General features: G+C 42.8%; 17 protein-coding genes. 1 reads left to right on the forward strand and 16 read right to left on the reverse strand.

The window, feature by feature from the left end; genetic code table 11:
- Nucleotides 1-31 precede the first annotated feature (31 nt).
- Nucleotides 32-865: a Nif3-like dinuclear metal center hexameric protein gene (locus tag JMW64_RS05975; RefSeq protein WP_087815627.1), complete on the reverse strand. Its 834-nt coding sequence runs from the start codon at nucleotides 863-865 to the stop codon at nucleotides 32-34.
- A 315-nt stretch (nucleotides 866-1,180) separates the two neighbouring features.
- Here JMW64_RS05975 and JMW64_RS05980 point away from each other — a divergent pair, with 315 nt between their 5' ends.
- Nucleotides 1,181-2,509: a S1C family serine protease gene (locus tag JMW64_RS05980; RefSeq protein WP_087815625.1), complete on the forward strand. Its 1,329-nt coding sequence runs from the start codon at nucleotides 1,181-1,183 to the stop codon at nucleotides 2,507-2,509.
- Between the two features lie 141 nt (nucleotides 2,510-2,650).
- Here JMW64_RS05980 and yfaE read toward each other — a convergent pair whose 3' ends face one another.
- From yfaE to rpoD, 15 genes are all read right to left on the reverse strand, one after another.
- The gene (gene yfaE / locus JMW64_RS05985) at nucleotides 2,651-2,917 is read right to left on the reverse strand and encodes a class I ribonucleotide reductase maintenance protein YfaE (RefSeq protein ID WP_045446158.1); all 267 of its coding nucleotides are present in this window, start codon (nucleotides 2,915-2,917) and stop codon (nucleotides 2,651-2,653) included.
- A gap of 86 nt (nucleotides 2,918-3,003) precedes the next feature.
- Entirely contained in the window at nucleotides 3,004-4,137 is a 1,134-nt protein-coding gene (gene nrdB, locus JMW64_RS05990; protein ID WP_045446160.1) for a class Ia ribonucleoside-diphosphate reductase subunit beta, read from the reverse strand.
- Nucleotides 4,138-4,214: 77 nt separating this feature from the next.
- Nucleotides 4,215-4,598 (reverse strand): hypothetical protein, encoded by a 384-nt coding sequence (locus JMW64_RS05995; RefSeq protein WP_087815623.1) that lies wholly within the window; start codon nucleotides 4,596-4,598, stop codon nucleotides 4,215-4,217.
- A 39-nt stretch (nucleotides 4,599-4,637) separates the two neighbouring features.
- Nucleotides 4,638-4,925, reverse strand: coding sequence for a type II toxin-antitoxin system RelE family toxin (locus tag JMW64_RS06000; protein ID WP_087815621.1), 288 nt, complete (start codon nucleotides 4,923-4,925; stop codon nucleotides 4,638-4,640).
- Complete coding sequence (locus tag JMW64_RS06005; protein WP_087815619.1) at nucleotides 4,915-5,166, reverse strand: type II toxin-antitoxin system Phd/YefM family antitoxin; 252 nt, start codon at nucleotides 5,164-5,166, stop codon at nucleotides 4,915-4,917. Before JMW64_RS06005 ends, JMW64_RS06000 begins: the two co-directional genes overlap by 11 nt.
- A gap of 178 nt (nucleotides 5,167-5,344) precedes the next feature.
- Nucleotides 5,345-5,713 (reverse strand): hypothetical protein, encoded by a 369-nt coding sequence (locus JMW64_RS06010; RefSeq protein WP_087815617.1) that lies wholly within the window; start codon nucleotides 5,711-5,713, stop codon nucleotides 5,345-5,347.
- The gene (locus JMW64_RS06015) at nucleotides 5,704-6,171 is read right to left on the reverse strand and encodes a hypothetical protein (RefSeq protein ID WP_087815615.1); all 468 of its coding nucleotides are present in this window, start codon (nucleotides 6,169-6,171) and stop codon (nucleotides 5,704-5,706) included. The genes JMW64_RS06010 and JMW64_RS06015 overlap by 10 nt, the downstream gene beginning before the upstream one ends.
- 111 nt (nucleotides 6,172-6,282) lie before the next feature.
- Nucleotides 6,283-8,559: a class 1a ribonucleoside-diphosphate reductase subunit alpha gene (gene nrdA, locus JMW64_RS06020; protein WP_087815613.1), complete on the reverse strand. Its 2,277-nt coding sequence runs from the start codon at nucleotides 8,557-8,559 to the stop codon at nucleotides 6,283-6,285.
- Nucleotides 8,560-9,096: 537 nt separating this feature from the next.
- Nucleotides 9,097-9,417, reverse strand: a complete 321-nt coding sequence (locus JMW64_RS06025; RefSeq protein WP_045446256.1) for a YbeD family protein — start codon at nucleotides 9,415-9,417, stop codon at nucleotides 9,097-9,099.
- A gap of 256 nt (nucleotides 9,418-9,673) precedes the next feature.
- Nucleotides 9,674-10,372 (reverse strand): class I SAM-dependent DNA methyltransferase, encoded by a 699-nt coding sequence (locus JMW64_RS06030; RefSeq protein ID WP_087815611.1) that lies wholly within the window; start codon nucleotides 10,370-10,372, stop codon nucleotides 9,674-9,676.
- A 112-nt stretch (nucleotides 10,373-10,484) separates the two neighbouring features.
- The gene (gene tenA / locus JMW64_RS06035; RefSeq protein WP_087815180.1) at nucleotides 10,485-11,132 is read right to left on the reverse strand and encodes a thiaminase II; all 648 of its coding nucleotides are present in this window, start codon (nucleotides 11,130-11,132) and stop codon (nucleotides 10,485-10,487) included.
- Nucleotides 11,133-11,762: 630 nt separating this feature from the next.
- Nucleotides 11,763-12,689, reverse strand: a complete 927-nt coding sequence (locus JMW64_RS06040) for a bestrophin family protein (protein WP_087815182.1) — start codon at nucleotides 12,687-12,689, stop codon at nucleotides 11,763-11,765.
- A 178-nt stretch (nucleotides 12,690-12,867) separates the two neighbouring features.
- Complete coding sequence (gene map, locus JMW64_RS06045) at nucleotides 12,868-13,641, reverse strand: type I methionyl aminopeptidase (protein ID WP_087815184.1); 774 nt, start codon at nucleotides 13,639-13,641, stop codon at nucleotides 12,868-12,870.
- Nucleotides 13,634-13,840, reverse strand: a complete 207-nt coding sequence (locus JMW64_RS06050; RefSeq protein ID WP_045446174.1) for a ParD-like family protein — start codon at nucleotides 13,838-13,840, stop codon at nucleotides 13,634-13,636. The genes map and JMW64_RS06050 overlap by 8 nt, the downstream gene beginning before the upstream one ends.
- Before the next feature lie 178 nt (nucleotides 13,841-14,018).
- On the reverse strand, nucleotides 14,019-15,935 hold the full coding sequence (gene rpoD / locus JMW64_RS06055) for an RNA polymerase sigma factor RpoD (protein WP_045452235.1): 1,917 nt from the start codon (nucleotides 15,933-15,935) through the stop codon (nucleotides 14,019-14,021).
- Nucleotides 15,936-16,270 lie beyond the last annotated feature (335 nt).

Below are 16,270 nucleotides of genomic sequence, written 5' to 3' on the forward strand. Positions count from 1 at the left end.
AGATAGCTATGAGTAGAGTTGAGGACACAGTTTAAGCAGGATTATCAATATCTACAAAGGTCACGGGTATACTAAATGCTTGAGAAACTATGTGACCGAGTGCTTGAATACCGCCGCGTTCTGTCGCGTGATGTCCACAAGCGAAATAATCAATGCCCAGCTCACGGGCAATATGGGTGGTACGTTCTGATATTTCGCCAGAGATAAAGGCGTCACAGCCCATCAATGCAGCTTGCTCGATCATATCCTGTGCGCCGCCCGTACAAATGCCCACGTGTTCGATAATTCTGTTATTATCGATATGAGCGCTTGTACTATTCGGTGCGCTATAATTGGCAGAGATATGCAATGGCAATCGTCCTAGTGTCTGAGTAATGTGAGCAATGAGGCTTTGAGCATTCTGCGGGGTACAAGTGGCGATATTACCCACTGGATGCGACTCACTAGGGTATAAAGCGCCGATAACGGTCATGTTTAATGCGTCAGCCAACTTGGCATTATTACCAATGACAGGATGGGCATCGAGCGGCAGATGATAACCAATCAAAGAGATACCATGCTGCATAAGTTTACGGATACGCTGACCTTTCATACCAGTGATGGGGGCAGGTTCGCCTTTCCAAAAATAACCATGATGCACCATAATGGCGTCTGCATTGTCAGCAATCGCCGCATCAATCAACGCCTCACAAGCCGTCACACCAGTGATGATTCGTTTGATAGGTCGACCCCCATCTACTTGTAAACCATTAGGGGCATAATCTTTAAAAGCATCTGCTAATAAATAGTCATCACAGAATGTGGTCAGCGCTTGAACGGTAATGGCGGTGTTTGAGGGCTCGCTTGAGATATTGTGTGTGGTCATGGTATTCCCTTATAATTGATTCAGTGGGGCAAGCATTTATGGCTAACATGTGGCTTTTGATAATGAGTATTTTAACATGTAGCTACAGTAGGATAGACAATCCTACTCACTGAAATGGTACACGATACGTTACAACTGGGTAGTATTGGCGGTTATAATTTATACATGTAAGCTTGCCGTATAGATAGTGCAAAAAAACAACCATCTAGTGGGCTGTGAACGTTTGATAAATGCCGCTCAATGCATCCTAATATACACCATGCTTCTTACCTTATTTATCTTCGTCTGTTTGTATCAAATTTATAGAGGTTTTATATGTCGTCATCTCGGAACACCAGCAGCAAGGCGTCTGTATTAAAATGGTTACCTTGGGTTTTATTGCTAGTCGTGATTGCCGCATTTATTTGGTTGTTTGCGAGTATGAAGACGGCATCAGAGCAAGCATGGGAGCCGCCCAGAACCACACCTGCTGAGCAGCAAGCGTCAGCACCTGTTTCTGATACACCCGCAGCGATTTCTTCTTATCATAATGCGGTTGCTCGCGCCTCACAATCAGTCGTGAATATCTACACCACGCAAACGATGGCAGAGCATCCTTATATGAATGATCCTGTGTTGCGCCGCTTTTTTGAGTTCCATGGTGCACCGTCAGAAGAGCAGGGCAATACCAATTTAGGCTCTGGGGTGATTGTCTCAGAAGATGGCTATATCGTGACCAATGCCCATGTGATCGAAAAAGCTGATGAAATTACGGTCGCCTTTAATGATGGTCGTAAGAGCCGCGCTAGAATCGTTGGTACAGATCCAGACAGTGATTTGGCAGTGATTAAAGTAGATATGACCGGTTTGGCACCACTTGGTTTCCGTAAAGAACCTATCCGAGTTGGCGATGTCGCATTAGCGATTGGTAATCCTTTCGGTGTCGGTCAAACGGTAACGCAAGGGATTATCTCGGCGACAGGACGTACTGGGCTTGGGGTCAACAAGTTTGAAGACTTTATTCAGACCGATGCAGCGATTAACCCAGGTAATTCGGGCGGCGCACTCGTTGACGCTTTTGGTGAATTAATTGGTATTAATACGGCCATTTACTCACGCTCTGGCGGCTCTATGGGTATCGGTTTTGCTATTCCTACCGCTATCGTTGAGCAAGTGATGAACGCCATTATCAAAGATGGTAAGGTGAGCCGTGGTTGGTTGGGGATTGAGATACAGTCACAGCTACGTGACCCAACGCAGCTTGAAACCTCGACTGGGGTAGAAGTGCTTAATGTCGTTCCTAAGAGTCCTGCTGCTAAGAGTGGTCTGCGTATCGGCGATATTATTTTGACGATTGACGGCGTTGAGATGACGGATGCCAATACCTTGATTCAGTATGTCGCTCGTAAAGCACCGAATACCACGCTGAATGCGCAAATATTACGCCGTGGTAAAAATGCGCAAGTCAAAATACTGTTAGAAGAGCGTCCAGCACAAGAGCCGATGGAACGTCCGGTTGTGATTCTTGATGAAAATGTTGGTGGTATAGAAGATCCAAATCTACAAGGTGAGAGACAAGACGTACCGATGATGTCAGAAGCCGAGCGTGACCGTATGCGTGAAGAGCTGTTGCAGCTGTTTGAAAGAGATGGTGCACCCTTATAAGGTCACTCTTCATCACCTAAAACTTAAGCAAAATAAGCTTAATCAAAATGGCTTGAACAATTTATAGACAGTAAAAAAGCGCGTTATCTTGAAGATAACGCGCTTTTTGTTTCGACTTTTTTAGCACTATTTTGGTTAATATTACTCTATAGTAGGCTCGTGATTAATGTAAATCACCCCCTGCACACGACAACAGCAGGGTAGGATCTCGTCTTCATCAATCATGGCAAGGGGCGCAAACGGATAGTCAATGACGTGTGAGCTGGCGATACGCTTGATGCGGCAACTGCCACAATAGCCTTCCTTACATTGATAATTGATATCATGTCCGGTGCGTAGCAATCCATCAAGCAAGCTTTCGTCATCATGCAAGTAAAATTGCTTTTTACTCGTCATTACCCAAGTCATAGTCTTATCCTGTTTGTTTCCCTATCATTCTGTACTTTCTAAACAATAATCTTTCAAAAACTATTTTTTAAATGAACACATAAGCTCTAAAGTTCAAAATCATCAAAATCACTGTCTGATAAATCTGAATCAATTTGACCAACCAAGTATGAGCTGATTTCCGTCTCTTGCGGGGCAACTTGTACGTTGTCAGATGACAACCATGTGTTAATCCACGGGATTGGGTTTGATTTAGAATTCGGGAATGCGACTGGCAAGCCAACCGCTTCCATACGTAAATTGGTGATGTATTCAATATATTGGCAAAGAATGTCTTTATTGAGACCAATCATTGAGCCGTCTTTGAATAGATAGCCTGCCCATTCTTTTTCTTGCTCAGCCGCTTTACGGAATATCTCGATGCTTTCTTCATAGCACTCTTTGGCAATGTCGACCATCTCAGGATCATCACGACCGATGCGCATGAGGTTAAGAATATGCTGAGTGCCCGTTAAATGTAGCGCCTCATCACGAGCAATCAATTTAATAATCTTGGCATTACCTTCCATTAGCTTACGCTCAGCAAAGGCAAATGAGCAAGCGAATGACACATAAAAGCGAATGGCTTCTAAGACGTTGACTGCCATCAAGCACAAGTAAAGCTGCTTTTTCAGCGATTTTAAATCGACAGTAATTTGCTTACCATTGATCGTGTGCGTGCCTGCACCGTATAGGTTATATAGCGATGAGTTATAATATAAGTCATCGTAGTACTTGGCGATGTCTGCGGCGCGCTCTAGGATATGATCGTTTTGCATGATGTCATCAAAGACGATAGCAGGGTCATTGATAATATTGCGAATGATATGGGTATAGCTGCGCGAGTGAATGGTCTCAGAAAACGTCCACGTCTCAATCCACGTCTCAAGCTCAGGAATCGATACCAATGGCAGTAGTACGACGTTTGGGCTGCGACCTTGGATAGAGTCGAGTAGCGTTTGATACTTTAGGTTACTGATAAAAATATGCTGTTCGTGTGAGGACAAATTGCCATAGTCCATACGATCACGTGATACATCGACTTCTTCTGGACGCCAAAAGAACGACAGTTGCTTTTCAATCAATTGCTCAAAGATAGGGTGCTTTTGTTGGTCGTAACGCGCCACGTTGACCGGATTACCAAAAAACATCGGCTCTGTTAGCGCATTGTTTGGCGTTTGGGAAAAAATCGAATAAGTCATGAGACTGCCTTTATCATTGATATGGTTATTAAGTTATAGGGTTTTGACTAGATTTGGTTTGATTGGATGGGATTGTATTACAAGTGCTCTAAAGATATCTGTTCTGGCGTCTGTCCATCATTCATATACGCTTTAAATATCTCACTTAGCTCACTATCGTCCAAACCTTCCAATTCATCGATCGCACTCTTACGCAGCGCACTCAAGCCATCATCATCTGATAGTTGATGCATTTCTTTCTGTACGTCTTTTTTAGTCGTTCTCTTTATTGGTTTTTTCAATACTTTTGTGGTGACTTTCTTTAATGCTTCTGGTTTTGCTGCTGTGCCTTCGCCTAATTGCTCACGGACGTCTGCGATGTCGACTTCCACTTGTACGATATGCGAGTCACCATCGTTTAGGTCTGAAAATACGTTAGGGATAAACAAACCACCGTCTTTGATGATTGCGGTATATTGCACTCTATGACCTCCGTTATTTTTATTCTGTCTGTGTTTTAATTAGGGGTGGCGTGTCGCAAGCGCATCATATACTTTGTTATTCTCTCTTTTGCCTACTGCTAATACATAAACCACGACCACATCATCTTTAACGGTATACACCAAACGATAGCCTATGGTGCGTAGTTTGATTTTATAAGTATCATTATGACCTGATAACTGTGAAGCAGGAACACGAGGATTTAATAAGCGCTGCTGTAACTTTTTCTTAAACTGCTGCTGAATACTGGGTGCTAACTTTTTCCATTCTTTTAACGCTAAAGGGTGAAACTCAAGATTATAGGTCATCCAACGTTACCTTTACAGGTTTTTGCCCGTCATTCATCCGTGAGCTAATAGTTTGGCTTAATGCCATGTCGTCCATTGCTTCCATCATGCGTTCAAAGACGTCTGTTGAGACTAAATAAGCCACTGGTTTATTGTGGTTTAAGATAGCAATAGACTCACCGTCTGACTGTTTAATCAGTGCCGAAGGGTTGTTTTTCAGCTCTGAGATACTGGCTGTCTGTGTCGCAAATATTGGTTGCATGATTCATTCTCCGCTAATATTAAGCTCTAAATATAGAGACAATATTAGCACGAAAATTAGGTCTTAATTGTTAATCTATTTACGCGTATTTTGTAGGGTGCGCCAAACGTAATTTCCATGCTATCACTGCGCTGGGAATATCCTACAAAAAATATAAATAATGTTTAAACAAGCATATTTATTTAAACAAATTGTCAATACCAGATACTTGCTGACTTGCTTTATCGAATAAATCTAATAGTGCTGGAGAGTTCTTTTCATATTTGTATACAATGTAATCATCTTTAATGATACAAAACACTGTATCTTCACACCAGCTATATTCAGATTCATCATGATAGTATCTATATCTTCTTAAATATAAGCCTAGGGATTGAGATTGGTATTCTGTATAAAGAAATAATGGGAAGAAATCATCTGTGCCATAAGATAAATTTTTAGGGGGTATTCCTATATTCCATCTAATTGTATTAGAGTTAGTTTGTTGTATTAAAATATTAATTAGATTTTCAAATTTAGATACAGTATCCATAGTATTCATTTCCATTTTAAATCTTTCTCTAATTCTGAAAGAGTAACAACTAGGGCAGATAGTTCTCTCAACAACAACCAAGATTCTTTGTCTGTAAATTCTATTTTTTTGCGATAATAGAAAAAATATTTTTTAGTAGTAAACATAAGTACAAAATTTCTACACTTTTTTTTGTGTGAATCCTCAGTGAGCTTTTTTTCCAGACTCTCAACAAGGCTTTTAGCATTTAAAAACTCTGTAAATATATATTCTTTGTTGTTTTCAAAATCATTCATTTTTTCTGATACGTCTGGATAGATCTTTTTTAAAGATTTATTGATTTCTGGAATCCTAGCCTTTCCGATAAATAGTTTATATATCTTCCTAGCTTCAAGAAATAAGAATATAGAAATAGCTAAGCTAATAAAAGACATAATTACGGAGATATCTGAAGCTAGAGCTACATAGTTGCTCGGAATGATCCGAATGTCCAAAATAATACTCCATACTATTAAAACTGGCTAAAAAGCTAAGATCGGTATAGTAAATATCCTGTCACCTATAGTTTTTAAAAGTAACAGGATAGTATTTCCAATATTTCTAGCCTAAATCTTACATGCACCGCCAGCACAATCATCTTCCATATCCGCTTGGGCATCGTTCGCACCATCACGGGTGTTGTGATAATACAACGTCTTCACGCCAAGCTTATACGCGTTTAGTAAATCCTTAAGCAATATCTTCATTGGTACACGACCGCCTTCATAACGAACGGGATCGTAGTTGGTATTGGCAGAGATACTTTGATCGACGAATTTCTGCATGACAGCGACCAGCCGTAGGTAACCGTCATTGTTTGGCATTTGCCATAGTAGCTCATACTGATTTTTTAGCTTATCAATCTCAGGCACGACTTGCTTTAGGATGCCGTCCTTTGACGCTTTGATAGACACCAAACCACGTGGTGGCTCGATACCGTTGGTCGCGTTGGCGATCTGACTAGAGGTCTCAGACGGCATCAAGGCGGTTAGGGTAGAGTTGCGCAGACCGTGAGTGGTGATTTCAGTACGTAGGGTTTCCCAATCGAGATGTAGCGGCTCTTGGCAGATTTTATCCAAATCTTTTTTGTACGTATCAATCGGCAAGATACCTTGCGAGTACGTCGTCTCATTGAACGCAGGGCAAGCGCCTTGCTCTTTTGCCAATTTGTTTGACGCTTTCAAGAGATAAAATTGCAACGCTTCAAATGTTTGATGGGTGAGACCCAATGCTGAGTCGTCTGAATAGCGCACGCCATTCTTAGCAAGGTAATACGCATAGTTAATAACGCCCACACCGAGTGTACGACGACGCATGCTGCCATTTTGAGCCGCTTTAACTGGATAGTCTTGATAATCAAGCAGGGCATCAAGCGCACGGACGATTAGCTCAGCTGGTTCTTCGATGTCGCTGACGTTGTCGACTTTACCCAAGTTGACCGCTGATAGCGTACAAAGCGCGATTTCGCCTTCTTCGTCATTGATATTATCAAGTGGCTTGGTCGGTAGGGCAATTTCCATACATAGGTTTGACTGACGAATCGGCGCAACCGTTGGGTCAAATGGGCTATGCGTATTGCAATGATCGACGTTTTGGATGTAGATACGACCCGTGCTCGCACGTTCTTGCATCATTAGGCTGAACAAATCAGCGGCTGGGATTTGACGGCTACGAATGCTTGGGTCATTTTCGTACTTGGTGTATAGCTCTTCGAATTTGTCTTGATCTTCAAAGAACGCATCATACAAGCCCGGCGTGTCACCTGGTGAGAATAGCGAGATGTCTTGACCTTTGATGAGGCGCGTGTACATCGTTTTATTTAGCTGTACGCCGTAATCCATATGACGCACACGGTTGTCTTCCACGCCGCGGTTGTTTTTAAGTACCAATAATGACTCAACTTCTAAATGCCACAATGGGTAAAACAACGTCGCTGCACCGCCACGGACGCCGCCTTGTGAGCAGCATTTAACAGCTGTCTGAAACAGTTTATAGAATGGGATACAACCGGTATGCTGTGCTTCGCCGCCACGAATAGGGCTACCAAGGGCGCGGATGCGACCCGCGTTGATGCCGATACCAGCACGCTGTGACACATAGCGTACGATGGCGCTGGTGGTCGCGTTGATAGAATCTAGGCTATCACCACATTCGATCAATACGCATGAGCTAAACTGACGCGATGGGGTACGCACTCCTGCCATAATAGGTGTTGGTAGCGAGATTTTGAATTGCGACGTCGCATCGTAAAAACGCTTTACGTAGTCCAAACGATCTGATTTGTCATAACGGCTAAACAAACACATACCAACCAGCATGTACAAGAACTGCGGGCTTTCAAAGACGGTCTTGTTGACACGGTCTTGGACGAGGTATTTACCTGCCATTTGCTCAACAGCGGCATAAGCAAGGTTCATATCGCGCCAGTGATCAAGATATGCTTCTAATTCATCAAACTCAGCACGGCTATAATCAGCTAGGATATGCTGATCGTATTTACCAGCGTCGGTCAGTTTTTTGACATGATCATAAAGGTGCGGCGGGGTGAATTTATTGTAAGCAATTTTACGCAGATGGAAAATCGCCAAACGCGCAGCCAAATACTGATAATCAGGCGTATCTTCAGAGATAAGATCTGCTGCTGACTTGATGATGGTCTCGTGAATATCGCGAGTCTTGATACCTTCATAAAACTGAATGTGCGACTTTAGCTCAACTTGCGACACAGACACATTATCCAAATTGTGAGCTGCCCACTCGATTACCTTATGAATTTTATCCAAATCAATAAGCTCTAATCGTCCGTCACGTTTGGTCACTTTGATTTTGTCGATGTGTGTCATGTTGCCCTCTTAAGTTGATAACTTGGTAATTATTTATAATGTTGCTTATAGTGATGCTGCACAGTCAGTAAACGGCAGGCATTCTTTATAATGCTACGATGCTTGCGCCGCGATAGGTGTTTTTTTAGGCAAAAATCTACCGCTACTCATAGTGACAATTAAATTCACTGAGTACTACATATAGCGTGTTTGTTAGTAGGTAGGCACAATATAGCGGGAAAATTTTGAAAATACTATATTGATTTTAGCATCAAACTATGTTGCTGTGAGGTTGTGCTGTGTCCGAATTTTAGCAAAGGACGATGGGGTAAGGGTTAGACGCGATTGACTCAAATAATAAGTTTTTTGTAAAAATCGTAGGATCATTTGCTTTTCATTCGCGAGTAAATGACCCACCAATAAGGGGATATAGAACAATAATCATGAGGGCGCAGATTGTACAGCAAACCACAAAAAATCGCCACCCGTATGTGATTAATAGCGAGTGACGATTTCGACGGAAAAGCAGCTGGCTTTTTTTAAACGACAATTATCTGTTTATACGACCAAACGGACTGTTTTGGCAGCGTCGAGTGAGGCATACAGTACATTGACCTGATCGGCTGCTGTAAGATATAGATTGACCCGTGCTGAATGGAAGCGACCCGTTTTAGACGGTTTCACTTCTATCGAGGCCAAATCGAAATCAGGGAACTGACTGCCCAAAATAAGCTTCACTTCATTGAGTAAGTTCTCACGCTCGCCTTCATGACCAATGATGCTAAGTGGATAGTTCATTGGAAAGTCCCAGAGCTCAGGATTTTGAATATCCGTCCTTTTGCCTGTGATCACACCTTGATTGGGCGTTAGGTTGGTCATTTTTACTGATTTTTCATTTGCTGGTGCTTGGTTGTTGTTTTGATTGGTGCTGTCTTTTGGATCGTCAGTCATGATGTGTGCCTCGCTTTATTAAATGTTAGCTATTAGCATAAGAGCTTTATTCACCATTTATAGTGGCACTAAACTTATAATTCAAGTGCTAAAATGGCAATGACAGTATGCTATGGATCACTGTGATCTGTCATAAATTTTGCTCAGTCATCCATGATAATCAAATGTTAATACACATATCAGCTCATTTTTTATAAGCACAAACAGCGACATAATCCCCACGGTCATAGCCTTCGATGACTTCTTGCACCTTGTCATTGGCATACATAGGATGGGTCAGTAAGGTCTGCGCATACTCAAAATCGACGAAACCATTGGCTTGCATCAGCGCGATTTTTTCATCAGAGGTGCGCCAATTTGCTGATTTAACCAGCTCAATAGGATAGGGATCAGCAGGAGAGATATGCGCAAGTAGCGGATGCTCCCAAGTATTTAATGAGCTGGCCAAATTATATAAGCTGGCAAAACCGCTTTCTTTTGGCACATCGATAACAATCAATTTGCCGCCGGTTTTTAAGGCATCAAATGCCTTTTTAATACAGATATCCAAATCGTTGATGTAGCTGACACTGCCGTTAAACATGATGATATCAAACTTATTTGGCTCAATATCGCAAGTCTCGGCAGGACTAATATCCACTTGTAAGCCGCGCTTTTTAGCGATTTCAGCCATGTCTTTAGAAGGCTCAATGCCGTGCCTGATATGGATATCATAATCCTGCGCCAATAGTGACTCAAACAGTCCACTACCGCAGCCGATAGACAATATCTCACTATCCTTATCTAAGAAATGCGCGACCAGCTTTAGCTCACTGGTCAGTAAGTTTTGGTTGTCAAAAAACCAGCTGTCATACGCGCTTGCATGTTCATCAAATGCTGCCATGATGTTTCTCCTTGAGTGTGTCCATTATTATGTTTAGGGTTAAGTTAAATTTTATTTATAATAAATATGGTATATAAAAGTATTTGCCATAAAGCTAGCACTTTGCATAGGGCTAGGACAGATCAAGCGCTTGTTGCCAAAAATTCACTTCCATACGTGAAGCAGTATTAAATAACTGTTGGAATTTGTCTGCCTGAGCGGGGTTAGCCTGTGCTAGTAGCGTATTAATCTGCGCTTCATTCTGCGCGGTAATCGCTTGAAATTCGTCACTGGCAAAGACATCAATCCATGGCTGGTAAGGATTGTCCGCGACAAAACCTTGTTCTTTAATGCGTTTGCCAATTTCGCCATAGCCCATCAAACAAGGAGCAATTGCCGCATAAAGCTCAGCTAATGAGCCTGACATGGCAGCGTCCAATAGGTAGCGGCTATAGGCAATAGTCACGGCAGATTCAGAAGCGCTTTCTACTTCTTTAAGTGGGATGTCCCACTCATGACATAAATCGAGATACATGCCAATTTCCATATCTAGCATGGCATTGATGCCTGCTTGACCGACTCGCATTTGTGCCAGCGTATCACTCCTATACACGCTCAACGCCATCACACGGGTATAGTGAATAAGATATAAATAGTCTTGCACAAGATAGTGACGAAAGCTGTCAGGGGCGAGCGTACCTGCTGTTAGCTGTTTGACAAAATCATGCTGAATGTAGTCATCCCATGTGGGGCAATGGTGGCGTAATGTTTGGTAGTTCATAGTGTTCACTTACTGTTATAAAATGCGAGTAAGCAAAGAGTAGGAGGTGATCAGTGAGCAGGCACAAAAAAACCTTACCAGATTATATGAATAAACTGGCAAGGCTTGCTTAGCAATGTATGCTTAAGAGGTGTGCTATAAAATGTCACGCTTGTTTCCTACGTCAGTGCTAACTGCATCAGGTTCGCGGGTAACTCTCAGCCATGATTTTGAATTGTAGTTAAAGCATCAAAAATCAAAGCACCCCGACAAGGTTTATTTTTCAGAAATAAATATAAAGTTTATATAAGTTTAAACTGCTCGTACTTAAGCAATCGGCTCTATGGTAGACGAATTCAGTTATCATTAGCAAGTGATGCGCAAAAAACCATGAATAAAGGTTGTCTTACAAGCGTAAATAGGCAAGTTTTTACCTTTTATTAAGCTGATCAAGTACCACGAGAATGGTGAAAGAAATCACTATTTTCAAATGTATTTTTTATTCATAAACGCTCTACGATTGCCTATATTATTTAGCTACCCGACGGTAGGATATTAAAAAATATCTTATAAATTAAGGCAACATGTTTATGGGACACTGTCTCATTTAGCATTGATTAATTTATGCTTTATAATCATTCAGCTAAGAGGCTATGGCAAATAGCCATTGATAGGAGTGATCTCAGGCGGAATATCTGCCTCTTCTAGTGCTTCTCGCAGATTAATCTCGATAGTACGCGACAATGCAGTCAGGGGTAGTTTGTTGGCGGCTAAGCCGAAAGGCTCTTCTAGCTCTTCACTGAGGGCATCCAAACCAAAAAAGGTATAAGCGATCACGGCACAAATCAGTGGGGTCACCCAACCGAGCGAGGCCACCAAGCCAAAAGGCAACATGATGCAATACAGATAGGTCGTGCGATGGACCAGCAGCATATAAGCAAACGGCAGCGGTGTATTATGAATGCGCTCGCAGGCCGCCAATACAATGGTCATAGACGTCAGGCGCTCGTCCATGTTCTGTATGACTTGCTCTGACACCAGTCCTTGACGCCGAATGTCGCCGAGCTGCTTACCCATGAGGCGCATGATGTAATCAGGTAGGTTGCGCGCTTGGCGCATACTATCATGGTGTTTCGATGCGACAAAAGGCTCGACATCATGCCAAGGTGACGAGCCGCGCAGGCGATGGCGCACAGCATGCGCAAAAGCAATGGTCAGGTAAACCATCGTTCGCCCAGTCTCGTGCCCATTCTCGGTATCAGTATCTATAAAAGAAAGCACTTGACGGGTTAAGCTACGCGCATCATATACCAACTGACCCCAAAGCCCTCGAGCTTCCCACCAGCGTTGATAACTGGCATTGTTGCGAAATCCAAGAAATAGCGACAACGCGATTCCTAGCAAGGTAAAAGGAGCCATACCATAATAAGGAAAAGAGTCAGGAAGCCAGTGCTGAATAATTGTTATAAGTGTGCTGAGAAGCGCGATCAGCAAAATTTGCGGATAAATTTTTGGAATGACAGAGCCGTGCAGGGTAAAAAGTATCTTGAGGGCGTTTGGGGTTTGCCGGACAATCATGTCGGTTTCCTATCGATGGCATGTATAAAAAAGCGATGACAGAGGTATCAATCAGCGTATACTCAAATCATCGCGACCTATCATATCAGTAGTTACCAATATGGCAATAATAAGATGATACTTAAATACTCAAATCACTTTTGTATTGCGCAGCAGCAAGGGGAACGGTAAGCACGCTTTAAAGGGTCTCTTCTTCACGCAGCGTCAGCACTTCATAACCATCGGCAGTCACCGCGATGGTATGCTCCCATTGGGCAGAAAGCTTTTTGTCTGCAGTCACCACCGTCCAGCCGTCTTTTTTCATTTTTACTTTGGCTTTGCCTTGATTAATCATTGGCTCAATAGTAAAGGTCATGCCTTGTTCTAGAACCAAGCCTGCACCAGCGCGACCATAATGTAAAACTTCAGGCTGTTCGTGCATTTCGCGACCGATACCATGCCCGCAGTATTCTCTAACGACAGAGTAACCGTGCTGTTCGGCATGGCTTTGAATGGCATGCCCAACATCGCCGAGCGTTGCGCCCGGCTTGACCACACGGATACCTGCCCACATGGCCTCATAAGTGTTATCGACGAGGCGTTTTGTTAAGGGCATCACATCGCCAATCATATACATTTTGCTAGAATCGGCAATAAAGCTGCCTTTTTCTAAAGTAATGTCTACATTGATGATGTCGCCTGATTTTAGGACTTGATTGCTTGAGGGTACACCATGACAAACCACTTGATTGACAGAAGTATTGAGCACGTATTGGTAGCCGTATTGACCTTTGCTGGCAGGTCGCGCCTGCAAAACATCCACAATATAGCGCTCGACTAAATCATTGACAGTCATTGTGGAGATGCCAGCGACCATGTGCGTATCTAGGTAAGCAAAAACCGATGCCAATAAGCGTCCAGACTCGCGCATGATGGCCAATTCTTCAGGTGTTTTTAGCGCGATTTTAGCCATCGATAAGATTTCCTATATTAACATCTGCTCGTTTTAACTGCTCGCTGATGATATCGGTATAAGATGCGTGAGGATTGGCCTCGGCCAACATACCTATCTTTATCCAATACTCTGCCTGCGCGTTAATCGAACGTACCATTACCGCACTGGCTTTACGAAGCTCTTCGTGTAGCGCATCATCAATCTTAACAATACCCATTATTTTACCTAGTATATGAAATGTATACGAATCATATATATTGTATAGTGCCATTGCAAGCTCGTTCTTGTATTCCTTGATGAAGACATGTAGTTATAGCACTCGAGCCATCAAATCGATGACCCAAAAAAGCCGAGATAAACTCGGCTTTTTTATTGGTGCTTAGTTTGCTTTATGATTAATCATTCTCTAAGAACGAACGCAGATGCTCAGAGCGTGACGGATGACGCAATTTACGCAGTGCTTTTGCCTCAATCTGACGAATACGCTCACGTGTTACGTCAAACTGCTTACCTACTTCTTCCAAGGTATGGTCAGTTGGCATGTCGATACCAAAGCGCATTTTTAGTACGCGTGCTTCACGCTCAGTCAGATTGCCCAATACATCACGAGTCGCTTCACGCAGACCAGCTGCGGTCGCATCATCAACAGGGCTTGAGATAGTACCATCTTCGATGAAATCACCTAGATGTGAGTCTTCATCATCACCGATTGGCGTTTCCATAGAGATAGGCTCTTTGGCGATTTTCAGTACTTTACGGACTTTAACTTCGTCCATCTCTAAGCGTTCACCTAACTCCTCAGGCGTTGGCTCGCGTCCCATTTCTTGTAGCAACTGACGTGAGACACGGTTTATTTTATTAATCGTCTCGATCATGTGTACAGGAATACGAATGGTACGCGCTTGGTCAGCGATAGAGCGGGTAATTGCCTGACGAATCCACCATGTTGCATAGGTCGAGAACTTATAACCACGGCGGTATTCAAATTTATCAACCGCTTTCATCAGACCGATGTTACCTTCTTGGATTAGATCCAAGAACTGTAAACCACGGTTGGTATATTTCTTCGCGATAGAAATAACCAAACGCAGGTTAGCTTCGACCATTTCTTTTTTGGCGCGGCGAGCTTTTGCTTCACCGACTGCCATACGGCGTGCCACGTCTTTCATATCGTGGATTTTCATGTCGAGCTGTTGCTCGTAGTCACGAATGCGACGTTGCAATAAAATAACATCATCAGTGACTTTTTCTAGCGTACCAGCAAACGCAGGCTTACCTTTAATACGTTCAATCAACCAATCAACATTGGTCTCGTTGCTAGGGAAAGTCTTACGGAATTCTTCGCGCGGCATACGACCACGGCGAATGACCAAACGCATGATTTGACGCTCTTGCTTACGCACGTCGTCATAGACGTCATGCATGATAGCCATCACTTGGTCTGACAAGCGATTGTTCAGCTTTAGCATCATAAAGCGTTCGGCAAGTAGAGCATAAGCAGTATCTGCTTCTGTGCTACCACGGCCATAATCTAGCAAGGCTTGCTTGGCTTTAATAAATAAGTGTTCGATTTCTTCTAGACGCAGACGTACTTCTTCAGGATCGATACCGCTGGTTTCTTCTTCAGCTTCCTCTTCAACGTCGTCTTCATCCTCGTCCTCATCATCAAGCGCCGCTGCTTTGGCTTTTGCTTTGATCACAGGTGGATTTTCTTTTTCTTCTTTGATGCGTTCACGTTCTTCTTTTGCTGCCTCTTTTGCTTCTTGGGCAGCGATTTTGTCTGCTTCGGTCTCAGGATCTAAAAAGCCAGTAATGACGTCAGAAAGCTTTTTTTCGCCATCTTGTACTTTTTGATACTCATCAAGGACGAACTGTACGGTACCCGGCCAGTAAGACATCGCATGCTGTACGTCACGAATACCTTCTTCGATACGTTTGGCAATGGCGATCTCACCTTCACGGGTCAATAGATCAACCGTACCCATTTCACGCATATACATACGCACAGGGTCAGTGGTGCGACCCGGCTCAGTCTCAACAGAGGCCAATACCGCCGCTGCCTCATCCGCTGCCATGTCATCATCGCTTGAATCGTCGTTCATCAAGATATCATCGGCATCAGGCGCAGATTCAAAGATTTTGATACCAACGTCGGTCAGCATTTGCACAATATCTTCGATCTGATCGCTTTCGGTAATAGAGTCGGGCAGTTGGTCATTCACCTCAGCATAGGTGAGATACCCTTGCTCTTTACCCATTTGGATTAAGGTGGCCAGTTGAGATGTGGACTTAGAAACTGACTTATCGTTCATAAATACTCGCTTACTTGCATCGGACATTTTTATATTGTGACGCGCTATCGCTCGCTCAGTGCGTTGATATAATCAATCGATTCATCAAAATATGGCGTAGAGGTTGTCAATAATATCAAAAATGAGTTGATATGAATAAAGGCTCAAAATACTACAATTACAATGCTAAAAAACTGCTAGAAATTAGTAACGCTAAAAAGTCTTCAAGATAACATTATCTAAAAAATAATATATAAAAATAACGGTACCTAAAAACGGATACTTCAAAATAATATCTAAAATTTGTGCTTAATGAGGCGGATTTATCGCCATCTATTAAGTCGGGCTATAAATAT

Source organism: Psychrobacter immobilis, from assembly GCF_904846065.1.
Lineage (GTDB): Bacteria > Pseudomonadota > Gammaproteobacteria > Pseudomonadales > Moraxellaceae > Psychrobacter > Psychrobacter immobilis_H.